Raw genomic sequence first — 23,200 nt, forward strand, 5'->3', positions numbered from 1 at the left:
CTTTGCCCTGGCGCCAACCGTCATCCCCGGAACGCCGAAGGGAATACACGAGGCACCCGGAGCCCTTTCCCGCGCCCCCGGAATGAGACGTTCCGAGAGGAAAACCGCCTCGCCAGGCGGGCCGTGGAGGCTCCGGCTCGTCGACGTCACCGCGTCGATCATGCTCAGAACAACACCGGCGTGCGCCGGTCATGGAGCACCTATTCGCCACCCTCGGTGGCCGGGATATGACTTCAGGTGACGCCCGGCGGATATACGATCCCTCAACAACGTCTGGTGAAGAGGTAGTTCAAACCATGATCAAGTCGCATGGCCGTGGTGGGACTGAGATACCCGGCCGACGGACACCCTCGCACCTGGCAGTCGTACCGGCGCCGCGCCGCCCCCACTCCCCGTGACCACTGCCGGGTGAATCCTCCGCACCACATTCTCAGCCAACTCGAAGGTTCTCCATGGCACGTTCCCCCGCGCCCTCTCCCCCAACCCGCAGGTCTCCGTGGCTCTGGTCGACGACTCTGGTGGCCGCCCTCGCCTCATTCGCCGTCGCGATCGTGCCCATAACGCGTCTCGGGGCCGGCCCGACCACGGCCTACGGCGTGGTCGCGCTGCTGGTCTTCGTCTCCCTGTCGGTGCTGCGCGGGCAGCACCGGCGCGCCGAGTCCGATGTGGTCCGCTACGGCGACGAGACACGGGAGCGGGAGGCGGAAACGGCCCGTCGCGACACCCGCTGGCGCTCCCATGTCCAGCACCAGTCCGAGCTGGTACGGGAGGAGGTCGAGCATCTCGTCAAGGAGAGGCTGCCCGCCGCGCTCGCCAGGACCGAGATCCCCGGACCGCTGCACGGCGCCGAACGGCTGGGCGAAGGGGTCACCGACTGGTTCGGCCGGCTGCTGGCCGAGGTCGCCGAGGCGGTGGACCACCGTGAGGAGTCGCAGCGGCTCGCGCTGGTCGAGCTGGCCAGCCGGGTGCAGACCTCGGCACACCGGATCCAGGCGGCGGTGACGGGGCTGGCGGACCGCTATCCCGGTGACGCCGATCTGCTGGAGACCACCATGCAGGTGGATCACGCGGCGACCCAGCAGGCCCGGCACGCGCAGAGCCTCAAGGTGCTCTGCGGCGAATGGCCGGGACAGCAGTGGCAGAAGCCGCTGGCGATGGTGGATGTGGTCAGGGCCGCGTCCGGACGGATCGTGGCGTACAAGCGCGTCGAGGTCACCGGCGACCCGGACGTCGGGGTCACACCGTCGGTGGTCGAACCGCTGATCCATCTGCTGGCCGAACTGCTCGCCAACGCCACGGAGTACTCACCGCCGCGGACGGGTGTGCCCGTGACCGTGCGTACGGTGCAGCGCGGCGCGGTCATCGAGGTGGACGACGGCGGTCTCGGCATGGACGAGTACCGGCTCACCGAGGCGCGCGAGATCGTCTCCGGCTGCCGGCTGCTCGGGGTCGGCGAGGTGGGTGAGATCCCGCAGACCGGCTTCGCGGTCGTGGGCCGGTTCGCCGACCGGCACGGCTTCCAGGTCGACCTGGGCCCTTCGCCGTACGGCGGGGTCCGCGCCGTGGTGCTGGTGCCCACGGGGGTACTGGAGACCCTCGCCCCCGCTGGTACCACGGCAAAGCCCGTCCCTCCCGTACCCCAGGTACCCCACGTGCCCCAGCCCACCTCTGCGCCCGACGCGAGCGGCACCCCGCAGGAGAGGCCCGCCGCCGGAACGGGCCCCGCCGCCGACCGGCCGGCCGTCGCTCGGCCGGCCTTCCCCGAAGCCGCCGCTCCCGGCACCGCCGCCGCCGAAGCCAGCGCTCCCGGAAGCGCCGTCCCCGGAACCACCGCTCCGGAGGCCGCGACCGAGCCGGTCGCATCCCGGCCCGCAACGCCCGAACCCGCCCCCGGAAGCGCCGCGCCGGCGCCGGACGTGTCGGTGCCCGCCGCACGCGACGCGACGGGCCGGGACATGCCGATGTCCGGCGCGCCGGCCCTCCCGTCGCGGAACGGCCGCCGGCTCCCCCAGCGCCGTTCACGTCGCGACGAGTACGCGCCCGCGGTGGAGGCGGCCCCCACCGCCCTCACACCTCCGGGCACACCGGAACAGGCCGGTGACTGGATGGAGCAGTTCTTCGAGGGCGGCCGGTCCATCCCGCCGTCCGGCTCCGTCCCGTACGAGGGCCAGGACGGCTCTTCCTCCCCCACCCCCGATTCACCGGAAGGACTGACGTGAGCATGAGTTACGTGGAGAACCCGGAGCAGCGAGGCTGGATGATCGCCGAGGTCGCCGCGGTTCCCGGGGTGCGCGAGGTGATCGTCTTCAGCGCCGACGGACTGCTGCTGGCCAGTTCCGAGGGGATGAACCGGGACTCCGCCGACCGGCTGTCGGCGAACTGCTCGGGTCTCCAGTCCCTGGCCCGCAGCCTGGGCCGGGAGTTCGGTGAGGAGGGCGGGGCCGTCCATCAGCAGATGGTGGAGTTCAACGGCGGGTTCCTGTTCATGCGCAGCGCCAACGGGGCCCATCTCGCGGTGGTGACGGGCCCCGTGGTGGACCCGAAGCTGGTCGCCCGTCAGATGCAGGCGCAGGTCATGAAGATCGGCGCCGGCAATCTGAGCAGCCCGCCGCGACAGGAGTCCGCGCGGTGAGTGAACCGGACGGTGAGTACTCGGCCAGTGCGTTACGTCCCTATGTGATTACCAAGGGACGCTCCAGGCCCTCTCGTAACACCATAGGAGTCGAGACCCTCCTCATCGCCGTCGATCCCCCGCGCGACGTTCCGGTCTCCGCGACGCGGGAGGAGCGCGCGCTCGTGCGGATGTGCGAGCGCCTGCTGTCGCTGGTGGAGGCCGCCGCCCATCTCGAACTGCCGGTGAGTCTGGTGAAGGTGCTGGCATCCGATCTCGTCGACAGTGGCCATCTGTCCGCGCGCTCCGGCGTTCCGCAGGCCGTTCTGCCCGACTCGCAACTGCTTCAGGAGGTACTGGATGGTCTCCGTCGGCTCCGCTGACCGCTATTTGCCCGACACGGTCCAGCAGGCCGTCAAGATTCTCGTGGTGGGCGCCTTCGGCGTCGGGAAGACCACCCTGGTCGGCTCGGTCAGCGAGATCTCACCGCTGCGCACGGAGGAGGTGATGACCGAGGCGAGTGTCGGCGTGGACGATCTGGCCGGCATGAGCACCAAGACCACCACGACGGTCGCCATGGACTTCGGCCGGATCACCCTCAACTCCTGGCTGGTCCTCTATCTGTTCGGCACCCCGGGACAGCGGCGGTTCTGGGATCTGTGGGACGGCCTCGCCGAGGGTGCCCTCGGTGTGCTCGTCATCGTCGACACCAGACGGCTGGAGGACAGCTTCGACGTTCTGGAACAACTGGAGCTGCGGGGGCTGCCGTTCGCGGTGGCGGTCAACCAGTTCCCGGACAGCGAGGAGTACGGGGTGGAGGAACTGCGCACCGCGCTCGACCTGTTGCCGGAGACTCCCGTGGTGATGTGCGACGCGCGGGAGCGGGCCGCGTCGGTGGACGCGCTGATCAGCCTGGTCGAGTACGTGTCGAGCGTCGGTACGGTACGTACCAAGGAGACCGCGTCATGAACCGCTCCTCCCCGCCCGCTCCGCCCCCGGCGCTCTCCCCGCCGCCCGGGTGCCCGGCGCACTCCACCGGCCCCTCCTCCTTGCCTTCCGCCTCCGCCTCCGTCTCCCCCTCCGCCTCCGTCTCCTCCTCCGCCTCTCTCGACACGGACCTGCTTCCGCTCCCCGCCGCGACCGGCGCGTACCGCCCCCGCGAGGTCTACCGCGGGCTGCGTGAGCGGTACGGCAATGTCGCCCGCGTCGAACTGGAACCGGGCGTACCCGCCTGGCTCGTCATGGGCTACCGGGAGCTGCTGACCATCACCCGGCAGGAGCAGGTCTTCTCCCGCGACGCCCGCAACTGGCGCGATCTCACGAAGAAGGTCGTCTCACCGCGCTCCGGGCTGCTGCCGATGATGGCCCGGCGCCCCGACGTGACAGGGGCCGACGGCCCCGAACACCGCAGGCTGCGCAAGCCGCTGGACGACGGTGTGGCGCGGATCGACCAGCGCAGGGCACGGCTCCAGGTCGAAGCGCTGTGCACGGAGCTGATCGAGGGGTTCGCCCGGCGGGGCCGGGCCGATCTGGTGGACGAGTACGCCACGGTTGTGCCCTCGCTCTCCCTCGCCTCCCTGCTCGGACTGGGCGGCGAGGAGGGCCGGGAACTGCTGCGGGCGCTCACCGCGCTGTCCGCCGACAGCGCCGACGACGCGCACGACGGTGACCGCCCCTTCGAGGAGATCCTCGCCGGCACCCTGCGCGCACGGCGGGAGAACCCGACGGACGATCTGACGACGGCGTTCATCAGCCATACGAATCTGGAGAGCGACGCGGAGCGCCTCCAGTCGATGGCGGTGATGCTCTCGGCGGGGAACGGGACCGTCACGGCCTGGATCTCACACGCACTCCGGCTGATGCTCACCGATCCGCGGTTCGCCGCCCGGACGCACGGCGGCCGGCTCGGCGTGGACGACGCCCTCGACGAGGCCCTCTGGCGCGACCCGCCCCTGCACAACATGCCCGCCCGCTACGCCCTGCACGACACCGAACTCGGCGGCCGGCGCGTCCGCCGCGGTGACGTCCTCATCCTCGGCATCGCCGCCGCCAACGACGACCCCGCCATCCGCCCCGACGACACCGCCGGAGAACCCGGCAACCGCGCCCACCTCGCCTTCTCCGCCGGCCCCCACGTCTGCCCCGCGCAGGTACCCGCACGCCTGATCACCCGTACCGCCGTCAGCACGGCTTTCCATCTGCTGCCCGACATGAGGCTCACCATCCCCGCCGATCGGGTGGCCTGGCGCCCGTCCCCCTGGACGCGTATTCCGGTCTCCCTTCCCGTGGAGTTCTCCGCGGCCGGGACTCGGCCGCCGATAGGACCGTCCTCCCACAGGACCGCCGCCGACAGGACCGTCAGGGCTTAGGGCCGGGCCGACGGATACCGGTCGCCTCGGCGTGGCCGGCGCGCCCGCGTCACAGCCGGCCCGCCTCGACGATCCGCCGGAGGAAGCGCCGCGTACGCTCCTGTTCCGGATCCCCGAACACCCGCTGGGGCGTACCGCGCTCCAGCACCACCCCGTTGTCCAGGAAGCACACCTGGTCCGCCACCTCGCGGGCGAAGCCCATCTCGTGGGTGGCCAGGACCATCGTCATCCCGTCGCCCTTCAGGTCGCGTACGACCGAGAGCACCTCGCCGACGAGTTCGGGGTCGAGCGCCGCGGTGATCTCGTCCAGGAGCAGCAGCCGCGGCCGTACCGCGAGCGCGCGTACGATCGCCGCGCGCTGCTGCTGACCACCGCTGAGCCGGTCCGGGTACTCCCCCGCCTTGTCCCCGAGGCCGAGCCGTACCAGCAGTTCGCGCGCCCGCGACTCCGCCTCCTCGCGGGGGACGCCGAGGACCCGGCGCGGCGCGAGTGTGATGTTCTGGAGGACCGTCATGTGCGGGAAGAGGTTGTACGACTGGAACACCACCCCGATACGGCGGCGCACCGCGTCCGGGTCGGTCCGCGGGTCGGTGATCTCCTCACCGTCGAGGAAGATCGCGCCGTCGTCGATCTCCTCCAGCAGATTGGCGCACCTCAGCAGGGTCGACTTGCCGGATCCCGAGGCGCCGATCAGCGCGGTGACGGTGTGCGGGGCCACCTCGAGACTGACATCGCGCAGGACGACCCGGTCCCGGCCGAAGGTCTTGCGTACGGAGTCCAGTCGCAGCACCGGGCCATCGCCGGTGGGCTCCGTACCTGCGGCCTCCGTACGGGTGTCGTCGGCCGTCATACGGTTCCTCCCTGGGCGCGTCGGCGGTCCATCCGGGCCGTGACCCAGTCCGTGAAGCGGGTCATCGGAATCGTCAGCGCGACGAAGACCAGGCCCGCGACCACATACGGCGTGTAGTTGAAGTACTTTCCGGCGATGATCTGTGCCGCGTACACGGCGTCCACGGCACCGGCGATCGACACGAGACCGGTGTCCTTCTGCAACGACACCAGGTCGTTGAGCAGGGGCGGCACGACGCGCCGTACGGCCTGCGGAAGCACGACGTACCGCAGCGTCTTTGCGCTGGACAGCCCCAGCGAACGGGCCGCCGCCCGCTGGGAGGGGTGTACGGACTCGATGCCCGCCCGGAAGACCTCGGCGACATACGCGGAGTACGTCAGCACCAGCGCCGTCCCGCCCAGCAGCACGGGGTCCGTGGTGACGCCCTCCAGCCGCAGCGCCGGGACGCCGAACACGACCATCAGCAGGCAGATGATCAGCGGCAGCCCGCGGAAGAAGTCGGTGTACGCGGTGGCCAGGGCGCGCACGGGGAAGAAGACCGGGCCGCGCAGGGTGCGGGCGACGGCCAGCAGCAGCCCGAGCAGCAGGACGCACACCCCGCAGACCGCCAGCAGCCGCAGATTGAGCAGCAGTCCGTCGAGGACCTTCGGCAGCGCCATCCGCGCGTACTCGGCGCTGAAGAAGGTCTCGCGGGTGCGCTGCCAGCCGGGCGAGCCGGTGATCACGAGGAACAGGACCACACCCGTCACCAGCGTGGAGAGCGCGGCGACGGCGGTGGCCCGGCGGGCACGGGCGCGTTTGTACCGCTCGCGCGCGATCCGCCGCGCCGAGGGCGTGTAGGTGTCCTCGCCCCCGGCGCCGGGCCGGCCCTCGTCCTGGCCCTCGCCCTCGCCCTCTCCTTCGCCCTTCGTCAGCCGGACGGTGTTCGAGGAGGTCACTTGAGCACCGGGGCGTTCACGGCGTCGGAGAGCCACTGCTTCTCCAACGCGGCGAGCGTGCCGTCCGCCCGCAGTCCGTCGACGGCCCGCGTGACGCACGACGTGAGTGCGCTGCCCTTGTCGAGGACGAGTCCGAACCGCTCGGCCACACCGGCCGAGTCCGCGAACTGGCCGACCACCTTCGCGTCCGGCACCTCCGCCCCGGTGATGTAGAAGGCCGTGGGCAGATCGACGACGATCGCGTCGACCTGGCCGTTGCGCAGGGCCGACTTCGCGAAGTCGTTCTTCTGGAAGACGGCGGGCTGCCGCGTCGGCTTGATGATCTGGTTGATCGTGTCGAGGCTCGTGGTGCCGACCTGCGCGCCGAGCTTGGCGTCCTTGAGACCGGCCGCGGTCGTCGCCTTGGCGTACGGGGAGTCCTTCAGCGCGATGACGGCCTGCCGTACGTCGTAGTAGCCCGAGGAGAAGTCGACGGCCTTCTTGCGCTCGTCGCTGATGGAGACCTGGTTGATGTCGAAATCGAAGTTCTTCTCGCCCGGTGCGAACGAGTTGTTGAACGGCACGGTCTGCCAGACGACCTGGTTCTTCTCGTACCCGAGGGCCTTGGCCACGGCGTATGTCACCGCCGACTCGAAGCCCTTGCCGCTCGCCGGGTCGTCGTCCTGGAACCAGGGCGCGTAGGCCGGCTTGTCCGTACCCACCGTCAGCTTCCCCTTCGCTCGCGTGGCCAGTGCGCCCGGGTCGCAGGCGGACGCGGAGGACCCGGAGGACGACGCGTCGGCCCCGGTCGAGGTGTCCTGCGGGGCGCAGGCCGTGGCGGCGGCGATGACGAGGAGGGCGGGAAGCGCGGGGAGAAGGCTTCGGGCGGTGAGGTGCATGGCGGGAGAGTGGCACCGTGCGGGGGGCTCTGTCGAGATCAGGGCATTGCGATCGCATGAATTCCGCCGGTGGGCGGGCCCGTGTGGCCGGGATCCGCCCCTCAGGCCCTCGGTGCCACGCCGCACACCACCGCGCCCCGGCCGGCTCGTGCCCGCACGCCGGGCAGCTCACGCGGCCCCCTCGGCCCGCACCCCGGGCACACCACGCACACCGCGCGCAGCCCGCGCGGCACCCGCCGTCCGGCGGACGATCTCCGCCGTCCGGCACCCCCGACGGGCTCGGGTCCGGAGGCAGGATGGCCGCACCGGTCACAGGGGCGTGACCGCGACTCTGGGAGGTACCCATGAACGCCACTCCGTCCTCCGGTGTACGGGCCGGCCGGCCCGGTCCGCCACCTCCGCCGTTCGATCCGGAACTCGCCGCGGCGCTCGGCGTCATCGGTGAGCGCCTGGGCACCGTGCTGAACCTCGATGACATCCCCGCCATGCGCGGGACCGGGATCATCGACCGGCTCTCGGACGACGACCTGCGACAGGACGGCGCGTTCGAGATCGAGGAGCGGGCGGTACCGGGCCCGCCGGGCGAGCCGGACATCTCCCTGCTGATCGCGCGGCCGACGGGGGCCGGCACGGCGCTGCCCGCGCTGTACAACATCCACGGTGGCGGGATGATCCTCGGCGACAACAGGTCGGGGATCATGCCCTTCCTCGACGTGGCACGGGAACTCCACCTGGTGATCGTCTCGGTGGAGTACCGGCTGGCCCCCGAACATCCGCACCCCGCGCCGGTGGAGGACGCCTACGCGGGGCTCGTCTGGACCGCCGGCCACGCCGGTGAACTCGGCATCGATCCCGGGCGGATCATCGTCGCCGGCGGCAGCGCGGGCGGTGGCCTGGCCGCCGCCGTCGCACTGATGGCACGCGACCGGGGCGGCCCCGCGCTGGCCGGGCAGATGCTGATGTGCCCGATGCTCGACGACCGTAACGACACCGTGTCCAGTCATCAGATGGCCGGTCTCGGGATCTGGGACAAGGCGGCGAACCAGACGGGGTGGACCGCGCTTCTCGGGGACCGGCGCGGCGGCCCCGATGTCTCCCCGTACGCCGCGCCCGCCCGTGCCGAGGATCTGTCGGGGCTGCCTCCGGCGTTCATCGACGTCGGTTCCGCGGAGACCTTCCGGGACGAGGACGTCACGTACGCCAGCCGGCTGTGGCAGGCCGGTGGCCGGGCCGAGCTGCATGTGTGGCCCGGCGGCTTCCACGGGTTCGAGAGCCTGGCGCCGCAGGCGGTGATCTCCCAGGACGCGCGGAACGCGCAGCTGACATGGCTGCGCAGACTGCTCGCCGCCGGCTGACGAGGCGACCGGCGGCCGGACCCGGAGCCGGACGCGCGACCGGACCACATCAGGACCGGCCGAGGGGAAGGCGAACGGACCGTGATCTTCCGGAAAGAGCCCGGGAGTGGTTGGCGCCGGCCGTTCGGAGAAGCAGGATGAGGGTGTGAAGGAACTCGCGGGCAGGCTCGCGGCGCTGGACCCCGACGCGGGGGCGGCCCTCCAGGTGATCGCGTACTTCGACCGGCTGATCGAGGGCCGCGCGGGCCTGGAGTCGCTGGTGCGCGGCGCGGCCGTGCTGTCGGGCTGCCCGGCCCGGCTGGTGGACGACGAGCGGGGCGTACGTATCCGGGTCGACGCCGACGGGATACGCCAGGACCGGGCAGGACCGGCGCTGTCGTCGTGGATGTCCGCCCCGCTGGTACCCGGCGGCGCCCCGGCGGTCTGGCTGGAGAGCGCGGGACCGCCCGGCGGAGTCCACGGCATGGTGCTGGAACGGACCGTGGCCGCCGCCCGTGTGGTCCTCGACCGGACCCGCGGCCGGGCGCCGCTGGCGGGCCCGGCCGCCGATCCCGCCTCGGTGGAGGTGCTGCTCGACGCGTCGGCCCCGGAGCACGCCCGGTGGCAGGCGGCCGGCCGGCTCGGGCTGCGGAAGGCGGCACTGGCCCGGGTGGTGGCCGCCGCGGGCGCTGTGCCGGTGGTCGAGGTGGTGCGCGCCCCGGAAGCCCCGCCGCTGTCCGACGGCCGGCGCGCGGGCGTCGGTCCCGCGGTGCCCGTGCTCGAACTGCCGGCGTCCGCGGCGGCGGCCAGGACCGCGCTGCGGTTCACCGCGGAGGGCACCGACCGGGATCCCGGGCCGAGGGCGGTGTACGCGGACGAGTTGGGCGGTCTCGCCGTGCTGGCGGCCTCCGTCGGCCCGGACACGGAACCGATCCCCGATGTACGCGCGCTCGACCGGGCCGTCGCCGCGGCCCCGTGGGCGGCAAGCACACTCCACACGGTCGCGTACGCCACGAGCCTGCGCGCCGCCGCCGCGGAGCTGAACATGCATCACTCCACGCTTCAGGACCGGCTGGCGCAGGCGGAGCACTGGCTCGGCTGGCCGGTGCACGAGCCACGGGGACGGCTGCGGCTGCAACTGGCCCTCGCGCTGTGGCGGCTGGGCCGCAACCTCCACCTCTGACGCCCCTGCCGAGCGGTGGTGACCATCCGGAGCGCCTCGCCGACCGCCACCTCCCGAGGCGCGGGGAGCGACGCCTGGGCCGATACATGGACGGCACGTGGGGCTCTGTCGTTACCCTGGGCCCTGATGTTCACACCCCAGGGCCCGACCCTCCGCGAACTCGCCGTGCAGGCGTTCTCCTCCATCGAGCACGGCTACGACCTGCTGGCGCCGAAGTTCGACCACACCCCGTTCCGTACGCCCGGTCATCTGCTGGACGCGGTGGTGCGTACGGTCCGGCCGCTCGGCCCGTTCGCCACGGGACTCGACGTCTGCTGTGGGACCGGGGCCGGAGTGGGTGCGCTGCGGCGGCTGTGCGACGAGCGGGTGACCGGTGTCGACTTCAGCGCGGGCATGCTCACCGCGGCCGCCGCCTCCGCCTCCTCCGCCGCCTCCCCGGAGTTCACCTCGGCGGCCGTGGACTGGGTACGGGCCGACGCGCGCGCCCTGCCCTTCGCGCCGGTCTTCGATCTGGCCGTCAGCTTCGGGGCGTTCGGCCATTTCCTGCCCGCCGAGCGGCCCGTGCTCTTCGCGCAGGCACACGCGGTGCTGCGGCCGGGCGGCCTCTTCGTCTTTCCCGTTCCGGCCCCGCCGCGCGTCGGCTCCCCGCTCTACTGGGCGCTCTGGGGCTTCGACACGGCGATGCGTCTGCGCAATCTGCTCTGGCATCCGCGGTTCGTCATGTACTACCGCACGTTCAAGCTGCCCGACGTGCTGGACGATCTGGCCAGGACGGGGTTCACCACGCGCCTCCTCCCGCTGACGGACCTCGGGCAACGCCCGGACGGCAGCCCCCGATGCGCCCTGGTGGTGGCACGCCGGGAGTGATCCCGGTCCTCGCGGGGCCCGCGCCGGCCCCGCGGGATCCGGCTCCGGTCAGTCGTCCAGTGCCCGTCCCGGTCCCCGGGGCCCCGGACGTTCGTCGAGGACTTCGGGAAACTCCTGGTCGCGCGGCTGCGGCGGCTGCGGACCATGGCCGGTCATGATGATGGTCTGTTCGATGCGCACCACACGGTAGACATCACCGCCGATGATCACCTGGTCCTCGCCGCGCACGACCGCCTCGGCGGCCCGGCTGAAGCGCGGCCCCAGCTCGCCCGCGTCCAGGGCCCGTACCCGCAGCACATCACGGAGATCCGTCCTGGCCTCCTCCTCGGCGGGAACGGCCGGAAAGAGCTGTCGCCAGCCCCCGTCCTCATGGAGCATCGCCGCATACGCCGTGTAGTGGGAGACCGACGTCCGCTCCCAGTCCGGACCGCTCACCGGGAACTTGCGCCGCAGCGCCTCCTCACGCCGGCCCAGCTCCAGCAGCCGCCGGGCCGCGGCGTCATCGAATAACTCGCCCGTGGACTCGTCGTCCGCCGTCTCATCGTCCGCCGCTTCGTTGGGGTTCGCGCTCACCCGAGTAGCGTGCCGCAAAACGACGGTCCCCGAGGTCGGGATAGGAGGATCTTCCGGGGTAAATCCCGCCATGTTTACGCGGTGCGGATCGGCCGGGGACCGCCGTCCGCCGTTATCCGCGCCCGCCCGGGAAGTATCGTTCCAGCAGCTCGTTACGGAAGACGCCCCGCGGGTCCAGCTTCGCCGTCAGCGCCTCGAAGTCGGCGTACCGCTCGTACAGCCCCGCGACCCGTTCCGGGCCCATCGTGAACAGTTTCCCCCAGTGCGGTCTGACCTCGAACGGCGCCAGCGCCTCCTCGATCGCGTCCAGTACGGGTGTGACGGCCTCGGTGTCCGGGTGCCAGGTGAAATGGAAGGCCACGGTGTCCCGTCCATAGGCGGGACTCAGCCATAGTCCGTCGGCCGCGACCGTCCGGATCTCACCGATCTGGAGGACCGGCGCGATGCGCTCCCCGATCCGGGCCAGCGCGTCGAAGGCCGCCCGCCCGTCCTCCCGCGCCACGAAGTACTCGCTCTGGAGCTCCTCGCCGTTGCTCGGCGTGAACTCGGGCCGGAAGTGCGGCAGTCGTTCGTGCCACGGCCCGGGGACGCCGGACTGCTCGGTGCAGGTCGAGGGGTCCATGCCGGGCACCGGGTGCCGGGGGCCGTCGGCGCGTACGGCACCGAACCGGCGGTCCGGTGCCGGATCCGGAGCGCCGTCGCCGATACGCTCCTTGAGCCACATCAGCTCGATCCGCTCCGTACGCCAGCTGGTGAAGAGGCTCACGCTGTACGCGGCGGAGAGCACCTCGTCGAACCGCTCGCGCAGTCGCTCGTACGGGAGCCCCTCGTACACCCACTGCCGGACGTCGTACGCGGGGACGAGGTCCAGCGTCATACGGGTCACGATGCCGGCCGCGCCCAGGGCAACCACCGCCCCCGCGAAGTCCGGGTCGTCCCGGTCGAGAACGAGCAGTTCGCCGTCCGCCGTGACGAGTTCGAGCGCGCGTACCGCCGAGGCCAGTGTGCCGTTGCCCGCCCCGGAACCATGTGTTCCGGTGGCGCAGGCACCGGCGACGGAGATGTGCGGGAGCGAGCCGAGGTTGTGCAGCGCCAGGCCCGCCCGGTGGACGGCTCCGGTGAACTCGGCGAACCGCAGGCCCGCGCTGACCGTGACGGTGGCCGCCGCCTCGTCGATCTCCACGATCCGGGGCAGTCCGGCCACCGAGACCAGATCGCCATGGGTGTCCGCGATGGTGTTGAACGAGTGGCCGCTGCCCAGCGCGCGCACGGATCCGCTCCCGGCGACGATCTCCCGCAGCCGCTCCACCGAGGACGGGGTGTGGACGCGCGCCGCGTTGAAGGTGATGTTGCCCGCCCAGTTCCTCATCACGGGGGGTATGGCCCGGTCTCGGGGAACGTCGGGGCTTCCGGGCGGCTGGAGCACGGAGTTCTCCTTCTTCGCGGTCGGGGTCTGTGGGTCGGGGTCTGTGGGTCGGGGTCTGTGGGTCGGGGTCTGTTGGTCGGAGTCTGCGGTCGGGGCTCGGGGCTCGGGGCTCGGCGGTCCGGTGTGGCGGTCCGACGTGGTGGCACGCCCGCTCCCGTACTTCTTACCTCATGCGCCCGCGGCTCCGGTCCGCGTGGTGCGGGCCGGACGACCAATACCCCGGGGCTAGGGTGTCGGTCCGTCCGGTCCGTGCGGTCCGTGCGGGAAGTCGTCCGGGGGAAGGCGCCCGCGGACGCCGTGCGCCGGTGCGGAGAGCGCGAAGGAAGGCAGGTACCCCCGTGCCCGAAAGACTTCCCGTGGCACCGCGGTGGGCCGTGGGGGCACTGCTGACCATGACCTTCGCGACCGGTCTCGTGGACGCGGTGAGCTATCTGCGGCTGGAGCACGTCTTCGTCGCCAATATGACCGGCAACGTCGTCTTCCTCGGGTTCTCCCTCGCCGAGCGGTACCGGCTGCCGGTGCTGGCACCGATCGTGGCCATGGCGGCCTTCGTGCTGGGGGCGTTTCTCGGCGGGCGGCTCAGCAGGTTCCTCGGCGGCCGGCCGCGGTTCTGGCTGGTCTGCGCCTTCGCCTGCCAGGCCGCCGGACTCACACTGACGGCGCTGCTGCTCGCCACGGGGGTGCTGCGCGCCGAGGGCCGGATCACTCTCGTGATCATCGCACTGCTCGGTGCGTGCAGCGGGCTACAGAACGCGACGGTGCGCCTGCTCGCCCCCCGGGATCTGATGACGACCGTCCTCACCCAGACACTCACCGGGCTCTCGGCGGAGAGCGTGCTCGGGGCGGGCATCGGCCGGAAACCACACCGCAAGATCGGCTCGGTGCTGACCATGTTCGCCGGGGCGGCGGTCGGCGCGCTGCTGCTTCAGACGACCCTCGCGGGTGTGGTGGGGCTGGCCGCCGTCCTGGTGGCGGGCGCCGCCGGTGTCTTCGCGCTGGCACCGGTGCCGACCGCCCTGCCGGACGACTCCGCCGCCTGAGGCCGCCCGGCCCGCGCCGCCTACCGGTCAGCCGCGCTCCGCGGTGACGGTCAGCAATTCCTCGACCCTGCGCAGCGCTTCACGGACGTTCTCCTCGGAGGTGGCCTGCCGCGCCTCGGCCGGGGTCATCCAGCGCAGCGGGGCCTCGGGGTTCTCGGGACGCGCCGCGTCGGGTTCGGCCGTGGCCAGGACGAACCGGAGGTCCGCGTGTTCATGCGCGGGTTCGCCGCCGCCCGCGGCGACCGGCACGATCACCACCTGTACGAGCCGGGCGGGCGACTCCGGATACGGGACCAGATCCCCGAGCCCGGTCTCCTCCCGGCCCTCCCGCAGCACGATGTCCAGCGGATCGCTCTCCCCCGGATCGCCGTGGCCCCCGACCTGGAGCCATGAGCCCTGGCGGGCGTGCCAGCGCATCAGCACCCGTCCGCTCGCGGGATGCACGATCAACGCGGACGCCGTCACATGCAGCGGAATCGAACGCAGCCAGGGATCCTCCGCGCCCTCCGCGAGCGCGCGGACGCGGGCCGCGTCGGCGGCCTCACCCGGATCCCGTGTCCGGTACCGGGACAGCAGATCGAGGATCGGTCGGCCGACAGCGTCCATCGCGTTCTCCATGCCCGTCCTGCCCGTCATATGCGTCGTACGCGCCCTCGGGCGTGTCCGTCGTACGCGTCAACTCGTGGAAACCGGCGCGGTCTTCGCGCGCCGCGCCACCGGGGAGGTTACGGATCACGGAAGCCGGTGTCCTCCGAGTTTTCCGCGCGCGGGGCCTGCCGCCCGGGGCGGCCAGAGGTCCCACGGGCCGCGCGCCGCGCAGCGCGGCGAGCGACCTCCGGTTGCGACCTGGGGTGACCGATCACATACGCTGCGCTACATGAACGGTGCGGCGTGGAGCGGGGAGAGCGGGCGCGGGTCGAGGTCCTGCCTCGTGCTGCTCACCGTGCTGGCCGCGCTCCTGCATGTGCTGGGCTGCGCGCACGGTCCGGTCTCCGCCGCGCCGCTCCGGAGCGTGGCGGCACCCACGGCGGCGGTCGCGACGCAGTACCCCGCCCCCGGTCGCCCGTCCACGCCGGTGGCCGGCTGCGCCGGCCGGGCCAGTCATGGGGCGGCTTCCTGCACCGACGCGGACGAGCCGAGCCTCCTGCCGCAGCGCCCGGACGCCTCCCCCGTGCCCCTCACGGCGGACGGACCGAACGCGCCGGACACCGCCGTACGGAACGCGATGGGCGCGCGTGCCCCTGCGGCGCGCGGGGACGCCCCCGGGGGCCGGGGCGCGGAACAGCGACGGCGCGCGGCGCTGGGTGTCTGGCGGAACTGACGAGGGCCCCGGGCCTCTGACGGTGCGCGAGCGGTCCTGCCCGCCCGTACCGCCGGTGGCCCCCCAGACCCTCCGACCGTTCACCCCCTCACCACGGCCCGGTCGCGCCCCCGCGCGGCCGGCCACTGGAGCTCTGCGCGATGGACCACTTCGACATTTCCCCCGCCCCTCAGCCGGCCCACACCCCCGCGGCGCTGGTCGGCGACACCCCGACGCTCTGGATCGGCGCCCCGTTCACGGCCCCCGGCCGTGGCTTCTGGGCCAAGCTGGAGGGACACAATCCCGGCGGAATCAAGGACCGGACAGCCCTCTACATGGTGGCGCGCGCCCGGGAGCGCGGCGAACTGCCGCCCGGGGCACGGATCGTGGAATCCACCTCCGGCACGCTGGGCCTGGGGCTGGCACTGGCCGGGGTGACCTTCGGCCATCCCGTCACCGTCGTCACCGATCCGGGAATGGAACCGCTGGTGACCGGGCTGCTGACGGCGTACGGCGCGGACATCGAGCTGGTACGGGCGCCGCATCCGGTGGGTGGCTGGCAGGAGGCCCGGCGGCGCCGGGTGACGGAGCTGCTCGCCGCGCATCCGGATGCGTGGTGCCCGGATCAGTACCACAACCCCGACAATGTGGCCGCGTACCGTCCGCTCGCCCAGGAGTTGGTGTCCCAACTGGGCCGGATCGACACGCTGGTGGCGAGTGTCGGAACGGGCGGGCACTCCGCCGGGATCGCCAGTGTGCTGCGCCACCACTTCCCCACCCTGCGGGTGGTGGGCGTGGACACCACCGGCTCGACCATCTTCGGCCAGCCCGCGACGCCCCGGCTGATGCGCGGTCTGGGCAGCAGCATCCATCCGCGCAATGTCGCGTACGGCCTCTTCGACGAAGTGCACTGGGTGGCCGCCCCGGAAGCGGTCTGGGCCGCGCGTGCGCTGGCGCGGGCGCGTTACGCGACGGGCGGCTGGAGCGTCGGGGCCGTCGCTCTGGTCTCGCGCTGGCTGGCCGCCGTACGGCCGCCCGAGGAGCGGATCGTGGCGGTCTTCCCGGACGGGCCGCAGCGCTATGTCGGGACGGTCTTCGACGACGCGTACTGCCGTGAGCACGGGTTGCTGGGCCACCGGCCCGCCGACCACCCCCGGGAGATCGCGCATCCCGGCGAACGCACCGTCACCCGGTGGACGCGCTGTACCACGGTGGTGGACCCGCTCGCCGCGACCGGTCCGGAAGCGGGCGGCGCCGGCCTGGCGGGGGTGGCCCGGTGAAGGGATCCGTGACAGCCCCCGGCCCGCATGCCCGGACGACGGGCCTGTGGGCCACGACCCGGTCCTTTCCGCCCGCGGCACGTCTGCTGATGGTGAACCAGTTCGCCATCAATCTCGCCTTCTACATGCTCATGCCCTATCTCGCGGCGCATCTGGCCGGTGGGCTCGGGCTGGCCGCCTGGGCGGTCGGTCTGGTCCTCGGCGTACGCACGCTCTCGCAGCAGGGGATGTTCCTGATCGGCGGCGCCCTCGCCGACCGCTTCGGCTACAAGGCGCCGATCATGGCCGGCTGTCTGCTGCGCACGGGCGGCTTCGCCCTGCTGGGCTGGGTGGACCAACTGCCCGCGCTGATCGTGGCGTCGGCGGCGACCGGGTTCGCGGGCGCGCTGTTCAATCCGGCGGTACGCGCGTATCTGGCGGCGGAGGCGGGCGAGCGGCGGGTCGAGGCCTTCGCGGTCTTCAACGTCCATTACCAGGCCGGGATGTTGCTGGGTCCGCCGGTGGGTCTCGTGCTGCTCGCCGCCGACTTCCGGCTGGTGTGCGTGGTCGCCGCGGTGATCTTCGCCGCGCTGACCGCGCTCCAGTGGCGCGCGCTGCCCGCACGGGGCGGCGGGGAGCGCGCGGGTGAACGGCCCTCAGGGGTGGGCGCGCAGTGGCGCACGGTGCTGGGCAACCGGCCGTTCCTGCTGTTCTCGCTGGCGATGATCGGCTCGTACGTACTGACGTTCCAGGTCTATCTGGCCCTGCCGCTGGCCGCCTCCGACGCGCTGGGGCCGGCCGCCGAGAAGGCCACGGGCGCCCTGTTCGTGATCTCGGCCGCCGTCGCGGTGGTGGGGCAGACCCGGCTGACGCGCTGGGCCACGCGGCGCTGGAGTGCGCCGGGAGCGCTGACGCGGGGGCTGACCGTCATGGGGCTGGCGTTCGTCCCGCCGGCTCTGGTCCCCGCCGGTGACGGGCGTACGGTACGGCTGTGGATGCTCGCCGCGCTGGTGGCGGCGGTCGTCGCGCTGGCCGTCGGGAGCGCGGTGGTCTATCCGTTCGAGATGGACACGGTCGTCGCGCTGTCGGGCGACCGGCTGGTCGCCACCCACTACGGCCTCTACAACACCGTCTCCGGGCTGGGGATCACGCTCGGCAATCTGGGCACGGGCGCGCTGTGGGATGTGGCACAGCGCCACGACGCCCGCTGGCTGCCCTGGGCGATGCTGACCTGTACGGGCCTGACCTGCGCCGGAGCGGTGTTCGCACTGGCGCGCGGCGGCCGGCTGACCGCTCCGGCGACCCGGCCGGTACCCGGCTGAGTGCCACTTCGAGCGCCGCCCGCCCCGCAGCGGTCCCGCACCAGGGCATACCATCGTTTGCCGAAATGGACATATCTTGGTGGGGATTCGCCGCGCTCGCCGCGGCGGCGGCGCTCGTCGGCTTCTCGAAGACGGCGGTGAGCGGCGCGAATACGGTCAGTCTGGCCGTTTTCGCGGCCGTGCTGCCGGCGCGTGAGTCGACGGGCATACTGCTGCCGATCCTGATCGTCGGCGATGTGGTGGCCGTGCTCACCTACCGGCGGCATGCCCACTGGCCGACCCTCTGGCGGCTGTTTCCCGCGGTCGCCGCGGGGGTGGTGGCGGGCACCGTCTTCCTGCTCCGGGCCGATGACGCCGCCGTCCGCACCTCGATCGGCGCGATCCTGCTGCTGATGGCGGGCGTCACGATCTGGCGGCGACGCCAGGGCGCGGACAACACGGGCAGCTCGGGCGGCGCGAAGGAGGCGCCGGAGACGGTCCCCGGGAAGGGCAACTCGAAGGCGTCGTCCGCCGGTCGCGTCACGGCGCGTTCGTACGGCGTGCTCGGCGGCTTCACCACCATGGTCGCCAACGCGGGCGGCCCCGTCATGTCGCTCTATCTGCTCTCCGCGGGTTTCCGGAAGCTCGGTTTCCTCGGCACCTCCGCGTGGTTCTTCCTGATCGTCAACACGTCCAAGCTGCCCTTCAGCGTGGGACTCGGCCTGATCGACGGCCGTTCCCTGCTGCTCGACGCCGCTCTCGTGCTCTTCGTCTTCCCCGGCGCCCTCATCGGCAAGGCGTGCGTGGACCGGATCGACCAACGGGTCTTCGAGCGGCTGGTGATCGGCGCGACCGTCCTCGGCGGCCTACAGCTTCTGCTGCGCTGAACCGCGTCCCCACACTGCCCGCCGGGCGCGGAGGACATGTACGGCCATTCCGATATGGGTGGTTTACGGTGCCTCCATGGACGCGGATCATGAAGGTCACCCACGCTCCGGCGGTGCGCACGGCAGACATCGGACGATGCGCGAACGCTGGTCCGCCTTCACCGCCTCCCCCTTCCTCCCCGCGATCGTCCTGACCTTCATCCTCGCGGCGGCGGCCGGGCTCTTCGCGGGTTCCTACACGTACAACATGGCGAATCCGACGCCCCATCGGATCCCCGCCGCCGTGGTGGGGCCCACCGGCACGGCACACGCCACCGCGTTCGTGAACGGCATGGAGAAGGCCCTGAACGGCGCGCTCGAACTTCATCGCTATCCGAGCGACACGGCGGCGCGGCGCGGGGTGGAGGAGCAGGAAGTCTTCGCGATTCTGACGTTCCGTACGGACCGCGCCGACTTCGCGGTGGCCGGTGCGGCGGGCGCCTCCGTCGCGCAACTGCTCACGGAGACGGCCCTGCCCGTGGCCAAGGCCGCCGGGCTCCCCCTGCGGATCAGCGACGTCAAACCGCTCCAGAAGGGCGATCCGCGCGGGCTGGCGCTCTTCTACGTCTCGCTCGCCGCCGTGATCATCGGCTTCGTCGGGGCGATTCAACTGAGCGTCCACGCGCGGGAGCTGAACCCCTGGGAACGGATCGCCTTCACCGTGGCGTACTCCCTGCTCGGCGCCTTCGCGATCGCGTCCGTGGTCGACTGGTGGCTCGGCGCGCTCGATCTTCCGTTCCTGGAGTCCTGGCTGATCCTGGCGTTCACCATGTTCACATCCGGGATGGTCTTCTCCATGTTCAACACCCTCATGGGCCGGTGGGCGATGCTTCCGACCTGGGGGCTGATGGTGCTGCTGGGCAATCCCTCCTCCGGCGGGGCCGTCTCCTGGCCGCTGCTTCCCTCCGTGCTGGGGCACATCGGACGGTGGCTGCCTCCGGGCGCCTCGATCAACGCCAACCACACCGCGGTGTACTTCGGCCACGCCCAGCATGTGTTCCCCTTCGCCGTCCTGGCGGGCTGGGCGTTCGTGTCCGTCACCGTGTTCTGGTTCTGGCGACACCGGCACCCCGGCGGCCGGGAGCACACACCGGCGCACGCCGGCGCGCATCCGGCGACCCCGTGATCGAATCTCGCCGGTCCGGCACAACCGCCGGAGCCGTTCGCGTGTCATCTCTGGCAAGCGGTACAGCACGACCACTGCCGGCCGGGACCGCTGTCCGGCGCCGTGCCGCTCATCACCGATCGACCGAAACGGGGAATCCGTCCATGCGTATCCGTCCTGCCCTCGTCGCCCCCGCGGCCGCCGCCCTCACCGTGCTCCTGCTCGCCACGGGCGCCTCGGCCGCCGTTCCCGCGCCCGCCGGGATCTTCACGCCCGCGGCGCTCGCCACCTGCCGCGAAGGCGCGGTCAAGGTGACCGCGACCGCGTCCGGCACGGTCGACCAGATCCGTATCAGCGTCACCAACAACAGTGGCCGCGCCTGCGCCGTGGACCACATCCCGACCGTCACGTTCGGGGATCTGGACGGAACGGCCCAGCCCGTACCGCCCGTGGAGAGCGCGCCGTACAGGCTCGCCGCCGGAGGTACCGCGTACGCCGTGGTGCGCACCATCGACCCGGCCGCCGAGGACTCCCGTACGGTCGCGTATCTGACCGTCGCGGGCGACCCCTCGCACCACGGCACGCGGTTCGACGCCGCCTCCCTGGGGTCGCCTGCGGGCATCCGGGTCTGGGAGCCGGTCACCACGCTCTGGCAGCCCACCCGCGCCGGGGCGGACACCGCACCGGCCGCCGCCCGGCGCTGAGTCGCTCCGGGGGTCCGCGGGCGGGGCGGACCCCCGGAACCGCTGCCCCGTCGGGGAAGTGGCGCCGGGCCTGGCAGAGTAGGGGCACCGAACGGGGGCAGCAGGTAGTGGTGTCGGAGAGCGACAAGAGTCGGGGCGAGGGTGGAGTGAACGGTGTGGAGCAGGACAAGATTGACTCACAGACGGTGGCCGGAGGTCCCTGCTGGGTGACGCTGCTCTCCCGTGAACTGCCCGCCGCCCAGGCGTTCTACAGCGATGTACTGGGCTGGACCTACCGGCCGGCGGGGCTCGGGGACGACTTCTGCGTCGCCCTCTCCGACGGAATGCCGGTCGCGGGCATCGGCGCGCTGGCGGCCTCGCTCCAGGTCGCCGTCTCCTGGACGCCGTACTTCGCGGTGGCCGATGTGGACGAGGCCGCGGCCCGGATCAGGGAGCGCGGGGCGACCGTCGCGGTGGGTCCGCTGGCGTTCCATTCGGGCCGGGCCGCACTGGCCGCGGACCCCGACGGCGCGGCGTTCGGCATCTGGGAGGGCGCGGTGCGCTCCGACTGGACCGTGGGGCGCGGCAGTGCCCCGGCCTGGCTGGAGCTGCACACCCGCGACACCGACGACGCGGCCAGGTTCTACAGCCAGGTCCTCGGCTGGGCGCCGGAGACCGAGGGCGGTTTCACCCTCGTCCGTGAAGACGATCACGCGGTGCTGCGGCAGGACGAGCATGTGGTCGCCAAGATCCGCGGCGGCGCCGTACAGGCCACGCCCGATCCGCGGATCCGCCCGCGCTGGCATGTGTATTTCCGGGTGCCGGAGGTGTCCGGTTCGGTGGAGGCTGCACTCAAGGGCGGCGGCGCGCTGCTCTCGCCGCCGGACGCGTCACCGGCCCCGGCCGAGGCGGCGCTGCGCGATCCCGACGGCGCGCTGTTCACCGTGACGTCGGGCTGACGGAGCGGGGGCGTCCGGCGTGTGACCGTCCGGCCGGTGCCCCTCGGGCCGGTGCGGTGCGCCGCGCCGGCCCGTCAGGCGGACCGTACCGGCGGCATGCCCTCGACCTCGAAGACGACCTCGTCCTCGTAACACCACCACCAGCCCTCACCCGGCTCGTACGAACGGATGAGGGGGTGGCCGGACGCGTTGTGGTGCGCGGTGGCGTGCTTGTTCTTGGAGGAGTCGCAGCAGCCGATGTGACCGCAGCCCTGGCACTCCCGCAGATGCACCCAGGTGTCGCCGATGGCGACACAGTCGGTACAGCTGTCCGGGCTGTCCGGGGTCACCGGCCGCACATCCGCGAGATGACCGCAGATGAACCCTCCCACGCGCTCTCCGCTCTCCGTCATCACGCCGCCGCCCGTCCGACCGCACAGGTCACTCGCACAGGTCACTTCGAGTCAGTCGCCTTTTTTTCACCGTACGGCCGGTCCTCCGCCACCGCCAGCAGGAGGGGAACCCGGGGGTGACGGAGGCGGCGGAGGTCAGGGCTTGTAGACCTTCCCCGGTTCGGCGTGTCCCGGCGCCAGCAGCTGGGGGACCGTGACGAACGTGTAGCCGCGCTTCTTGAGCTCCTCGATGATCCCGGGGACGGCGGGCACGGTGCCGTCGTAGATGTCGTGCAGCAGGATGATGCCGTCACGGTCCGCCTGGTCGAGGATGCGCTTCTCGATGAGCGCGGAGTCCGTCGTCGAGTAGTCCTTGGCGGTGGCGCTCCACATGATCTGCGCGAGGCCTAGCTCACGGCTCACCTTCGTGACCTCGTCATCGGTACGGCCCTGCGGCGGGCGCATCAGCGTGGGCTCGCGACCGGTGATCTCCGCTATGGCGTCCTGCGTACGTGAGAGTTCCTCGCGGACGGCGTCGGGGTCCTGGTCCGTCAGGATCTCGTGCGACCAGGTGTGGTTGGCCACCTCGTGGCCCTCGGCCGCGATCCGGCGCACGAGGTCGGGGTGTTTGACGACGTGGTTCTTGCCGAGCAGGAAGAACGTCGCGGGGACCTTCTCCCTCTTGAGGAGGTCGAGCAGTGCGGGGGTGTGCTCGGACGGTCCCGCGTCGAAGGTGAGGGCTATACAGCGTTCCTTCGCGCAGTCGACCGCACCGGCCGCGACCTTCGCCCCGTTCGCGGCGTCGCCTCTGGCGTCGGCGGGCGAGTGGCCGTCGTACGAGGAGCAGCCGGTCAGCATCAGACCGAGCACGGCGACCGCCGCCAGCGCGCTCGCTGCCCTCAGGCCGCGTACCGAAGTGTTTTTTGGCATGACAAATCCCTCTTCCGATGGCTGGGTGGCCGGTGGGAGAGAGGGCCTCAGTCGCGCAGCACTGAGCCCGCACCGGGCCTGGGTGGGAGCCGGCGCGCGGGACGGCGCGCCGGGTGACGTCGGTTCGGCCGCGGCCCCGGAGGGCCCGGCGAGTCGGCTATGCCATCCGGAACACGCCGAACACACCGAACACACGACGTACGCGGCGGGGCGCCGCCGCGGGCAGCGGGCACGGCGAAGCGGAGTTCACTCGCCCGGACAGGGCATGGCCGAATGACATACCCGCACTATACATAG

At 72.1% G+C, this 23,200-nt stretch carries 24 protein-coding genes; 16 read left to right on the forward strand and 8 right to left on the reverse strand.

Annotated features, from left to right (window positions below):
- Window positions 1-452 precede the first annotated feature (452 nt).
- Genes ACIOGX_RS02825 through ACIOGX_RS02845 form a run of 5 tightly spaced genes read left to right on the forward strand, consistent with a single transcriptional unit; the run spans window position 453 to window position 4,980 of the window.
- A complete protein-coding gene (locus ACIOGX_RS02825) occupies window positions 453-2,219 on the forward strand; it encodes an ATP-binding protein (protein ID WP_401909713.1) in 1,767 nt (588 codons plus the stop codon).
- 2 nt (window positions 2,220-2,221) lie between these two features.
- A complete protein-coding gene (locus ACIOGX_RS02830; protein WP_129767523.1) occupies window positions 2,222-2,632 on the forward strand; it encodes a roadblock/LC7 domain-containing protein in 411 nt (136 codons plus the stop codon).
- On the forward strand, window positions 2,629-2,994 hold the full coding sequence (locus ACIOGX_RS02835) for a DUF742 domain-containing protein (RefSeq protein ID WP_129767524.1): 366 nt from the start codon (window positions 2,629-2,631) through the stop codon (window positions 2,992-2,994). The genes ACIOGX_RS02830 and ACIOGX_RS02835 overlap by 4 nt, the downstream gene beginning before the upstream one ends.
- On the forward strand, window positions 2,972-3,580 hold the full coding sequence (locus ACIOGX_RS02840) for an ATP/GTP-binding protein (protein ID WP_384765144.1): 609 nt from the start codon (window positions 2,972-2,974) through the stop codon (window positions 3,578-3,580). Before ACIOGX_RS02835 ends, ACIOGX_RS02840 begins: the two co-directional genes overlap by 23 nt.
- Complete coding sequence (locus tag ACIOGX_RS02845; protein WP_401909717.1) at window positions 3,577-4,980, forward strand: cytochrome P450; 1,404 nt, start codon at window positions 3,577-3,579, stop codon at window positions 4,978-4,980. Before ACIOGX_RS02840 ends, ACIOGX_RS02845 begins: the two co-directional genes overlap by 4 nt.
- 49 nt (window positions 4,981-5,029) lie before the next feature.
- Here ACIOGX_RS02845 and ACIOGX_RS02850 read toward each other — a convergent pair whose 3' ends face one another.
- The 3 genes from ACIOGX_RS02850 to ACIOGX_RS02860 all read right to left on the reverse strand — a co-directional run bounded on the left by ACIOGX_RS02850 (window position 5,030) and on the right by ACIOGX_RS02860 (window position 7,646).
- Window positions 5,030-5,830, reverse strand: coding sequence for an amino acid ABC transporter ATP-binding protein (locus tag ACIOGX_RS02850; RefSeq protein ID WP_356509653.1), 801 nt, complete (start codon window positions 5,828-5,830; stop codon window positions 5,030-5,032).
- A complete protein-coding gene (locus ACIOGX_RS02855; RefSeq protein ID WP_240045421.1) occupies window positions 5,827-6,648 on the reverse strand; it encodes an amino acid ABC transporter permease in 822 nt (273 codons plus the stop codon). The genes ACIOGX_RS02850 and ACIOGX_RS02855 overlap by 4 nt, the downstream gene beginning before the upstream one ends.
- A 116-nt stretch (window positions 6,649-6,764) precedes the next feature.
- Window positions 6,765-7,646, reverse strand: a complete 882-nt coding sequence (locus ACIOGX_RS02860) for an ABC transporter substrate-binding protein (RefSeq protein WP_383972731.1) — start codon at window positions 7,644-7,646, stop codon at window positions 6,765-6,767.
- A gap of 344 nt (window positions 7,647-7,990) precedes the next feature.
- Here ACIOGX_RS02860 and ACIOGX_RS02865 point away from each other — a divergent pair, with 344 nt between their 5' ends.
- From ACIOGX_RS02865 to ACIOGX_RS02875, 3 genes are all read left to right on the forward strand, one after another.
- Window positions 7,991-9,001, forward strand: a complete 1,011-nt coding sequence (locus tag ACIOGX_RS02865; protein WP_401909721.1) for an alpha/beta hydrolase — start codon at window positions 7,991-7,993, stop codon at window positions 8,999-9,001.
- 145 nt (window positions 9,002-9,146) lie between these two features.
- Complete coding sequence (locus ACIOGX_RS02870; protein WP_383972728.1) at window positions 9,147-10,163, forward strand: helix-turn-helix domain-containing protein; 1,017 nt, start codon at window positions 9,147-9,149, stop codon at window positions 10,161-10,163.
- A gap of 126 nt (window positions 10,164-10,289) precedes the next feature.
- On the forward strand, window positions 10,290-11,030 hold the full coding sequence (locus ACIOGX_RS02875; RefSeq protein ID WP_356509646.1) for a class I SAM-dependent methyltransferase: 741 nt from the start codon (window positions 10,290-10,292) through the stop codon (window positions 11,028-11,030).
- Window positions 11,031-11,078: 48 nt separating this feature from the next.
- Here the strand turns inward: ACIOGX_RS02875 and ACIOGX_RS02880 are convergent, their stop codons facing one another.
- Both ACIOGX_RS02880 and ACIOGX_RS02885 read right to left on the reverse strand, forming a co-directional pair.
- Complete coding sequence (locus ACIOGX_RS02880) at window positions 11,079-11,603, reverse strand: DUF5954 family protein (protein ID WP_401909725.1); 525 nt, start codon at window positions 11,601-11,603, stop codon at window positions 11,079-11,081.
- A 112-nt stretch (window positions 11,604-11,715) separates the two neighbouring features.
- Window positions 11,716-12,972 (reverse strand): D-arabinono-1,4-lactone oxidase, encoded by a 1,257-nt coding sequence (locus ACIOGX_RS02885; RefSeq protein ID WP_401909728.1) that lies wholly within the window; start codon window positions 12,970-12,972, stop codon window positions 11,716-11,718.
- Between the two features lie 413 nt (window positions 12,973-13,385).
- On the opposite strand from ACIOGX_RS02885, the gene ACIOGX_RS02890 reads away from it, so the two are divergent.
- Window positions 13,386-14,069, forward strand: coding sequence for a YoaK family protein (locus ACIOGX_RS02890; protein ID WP_401909730.1), 684 nt, complete (start codon window positions 13,386-13,388; stop codon window positions 14,067-14,069).
- A 27-nt stretch (window positions 14,070-14,096) separates the two neighbouring features.
- Here the strand turns inward: ACIOGX_RS02890 and ACIOGX_RS02895 are convergent, their stop codons facing one another.
- Window positions 14,097-14,675 carry an NUDIX hydrolase gene (locus ACIOGX_RS02895; protein ID WP_387017181.1) on the reverse strand — a complete coding sequence of 193 codons (579 nt, stop codon included), beginning with the start codon at window positions 14,673-14,675 and terminating at the stop codon, window positions 14,097-14,099.
- A gap of 271 nt (window positions 14,676-14,946) precedes the next feature.
- Here ACIOGX_RS02895 and ACIOGX_RS02900 point away from each other — a divergent pair, with 271 nt between their 5' ends.
- From ACIOGX_RS02900 to ACIOGX_RS02930, 7 genes are all read left to right on the forward strand, one after another.
- Window positions 14,947-15,390 (forward strand): hypothetical protein, encoded by a 444-nt coding sequence (locus ACIOGX_RS02900; protein WP_401909733.1) that lies wholly within the window; start codon window positions 14,947-14,949, stop codon window positions 15,388-15,390.
- A gap of 140 nt (window positions 15,391-15,530) precedes the next feature.
- Window positions 15,531-16,649: a PLP-dependent cysteine synthase family protein gene (locus ACIOGX_RS02905; RefSeq protein ID WP_401909735.1), complete on the forward strand. Its 1,119-nt coding sequence runs from the start codon at window positions 15,531-15,533 to the stop codon at window positions 16,647-16,649.
- 89 nt (window positions 16,650-16,738) lie between these two features.
- Window positions 16,739-17,950 (forward strand): MFS transporter, encoded by a 1,212-nt coding sequence (locus ACIOGX_RS02910; RefSeq protein WP_401760173.1) that lies wholly within the window; start codon window positions 16,739-16,741, stop codon window positions 17,948-17,950.
- A gap of 65 nt (window positions 17,951-18,015) precedes the next feature.
- Window positions 18,016-18,816 carry a sulfite exporter TauE/SafE family protein gene (locus ACIOGX_RS02915; protein WP_356509631.1) on the forward strand — a complete coding sequence of 267 codons (801 nt, stop codon included), beginning with the start codon at window positions 18,016-18,018 and terminating at the stop codon, window positions 18,814-18,816.
- A 76-nt stretch (window positions 18,817-18,892) separates the two neighbouring features.
- A complete protein-coding gene (locus ACIOGX_RS02920; RefSeq protein WP_401909738.1) occupies window positions 18,893-19,981 on the forward strand; it encodes an ABC transporter permease in 1,089 nt (362 codons plus the stop codon).
- 143 nt (window positions 19,982-20,124) lie between these two features.
- Window positions 20,125-20,664, forward strand: a complete 540-nt coding sequence (locus ACIOGX_RS02925) for a DUF4232 domain-containing protein (protein ID WP_401909740.1) — start codon at window positions 20,125-20,127, stop codon at window positions 20,662-20,664.
- 155 nt (window positions 20,665-20,819) lie between these two features.
- A complete protein-coding gene (locus ACIOGX_RS02930) occupies window positions 20,820-21,602 on the forward strand; it encodes a VOC family protein (protein ID WP_356509627.1) in 783 nt (260 codons plus the stop codon).
- A 74-nt stretch (window positions 21,603-21,676) separates the two neighbouring features.
- Here ACIOGX_RS02930 and ACIOGX_RS02935 read toward each other — a convergent pair whose 3' ends face one another.
- Together ACIOGX_RS02935 and ACIOGX_RS02940 are read right to left on the reverse strand one after the other, a co-directional pair.
- The gene (locus ACIOGX_RS02935; protein WP_383972706.1) at window positions 21,677-21,994 is read right to left on the reverse strand and encodes a UBP-type zinc finger domain-containing protein; all 318 of its coding nucleotides are present in this window, start codon (window positions 21,992-21,994) and stop codon (window positions 21,677-21,679) included.
- Window positions 21,995-22,129: 135 nt separating this feature from the next.
- Window positions 22,130-22,903: a polysaccharide deacetylase family protein gene (locus tag ACIOGX_RS02940; RefSeq protein ID WP_356509623.1), complete on the reverse strand. Its 774-nt coding sequence runs from the start codon at window positions 22,901-22,903 to the stop codon at window positions 22,130-22,132.
- Window positions 22,904-23,200 lie beyond the last annotated feature (297 nt).

The sequence above is a fragment of the Streptomyces sp. NPDC088147 genome (assembly GCF_044741565.1).
GTDB lineage: Bacteria > Actinomycetota > Actinomycetes > Streptomycetales > Streptomycetaceae > Streptomyces.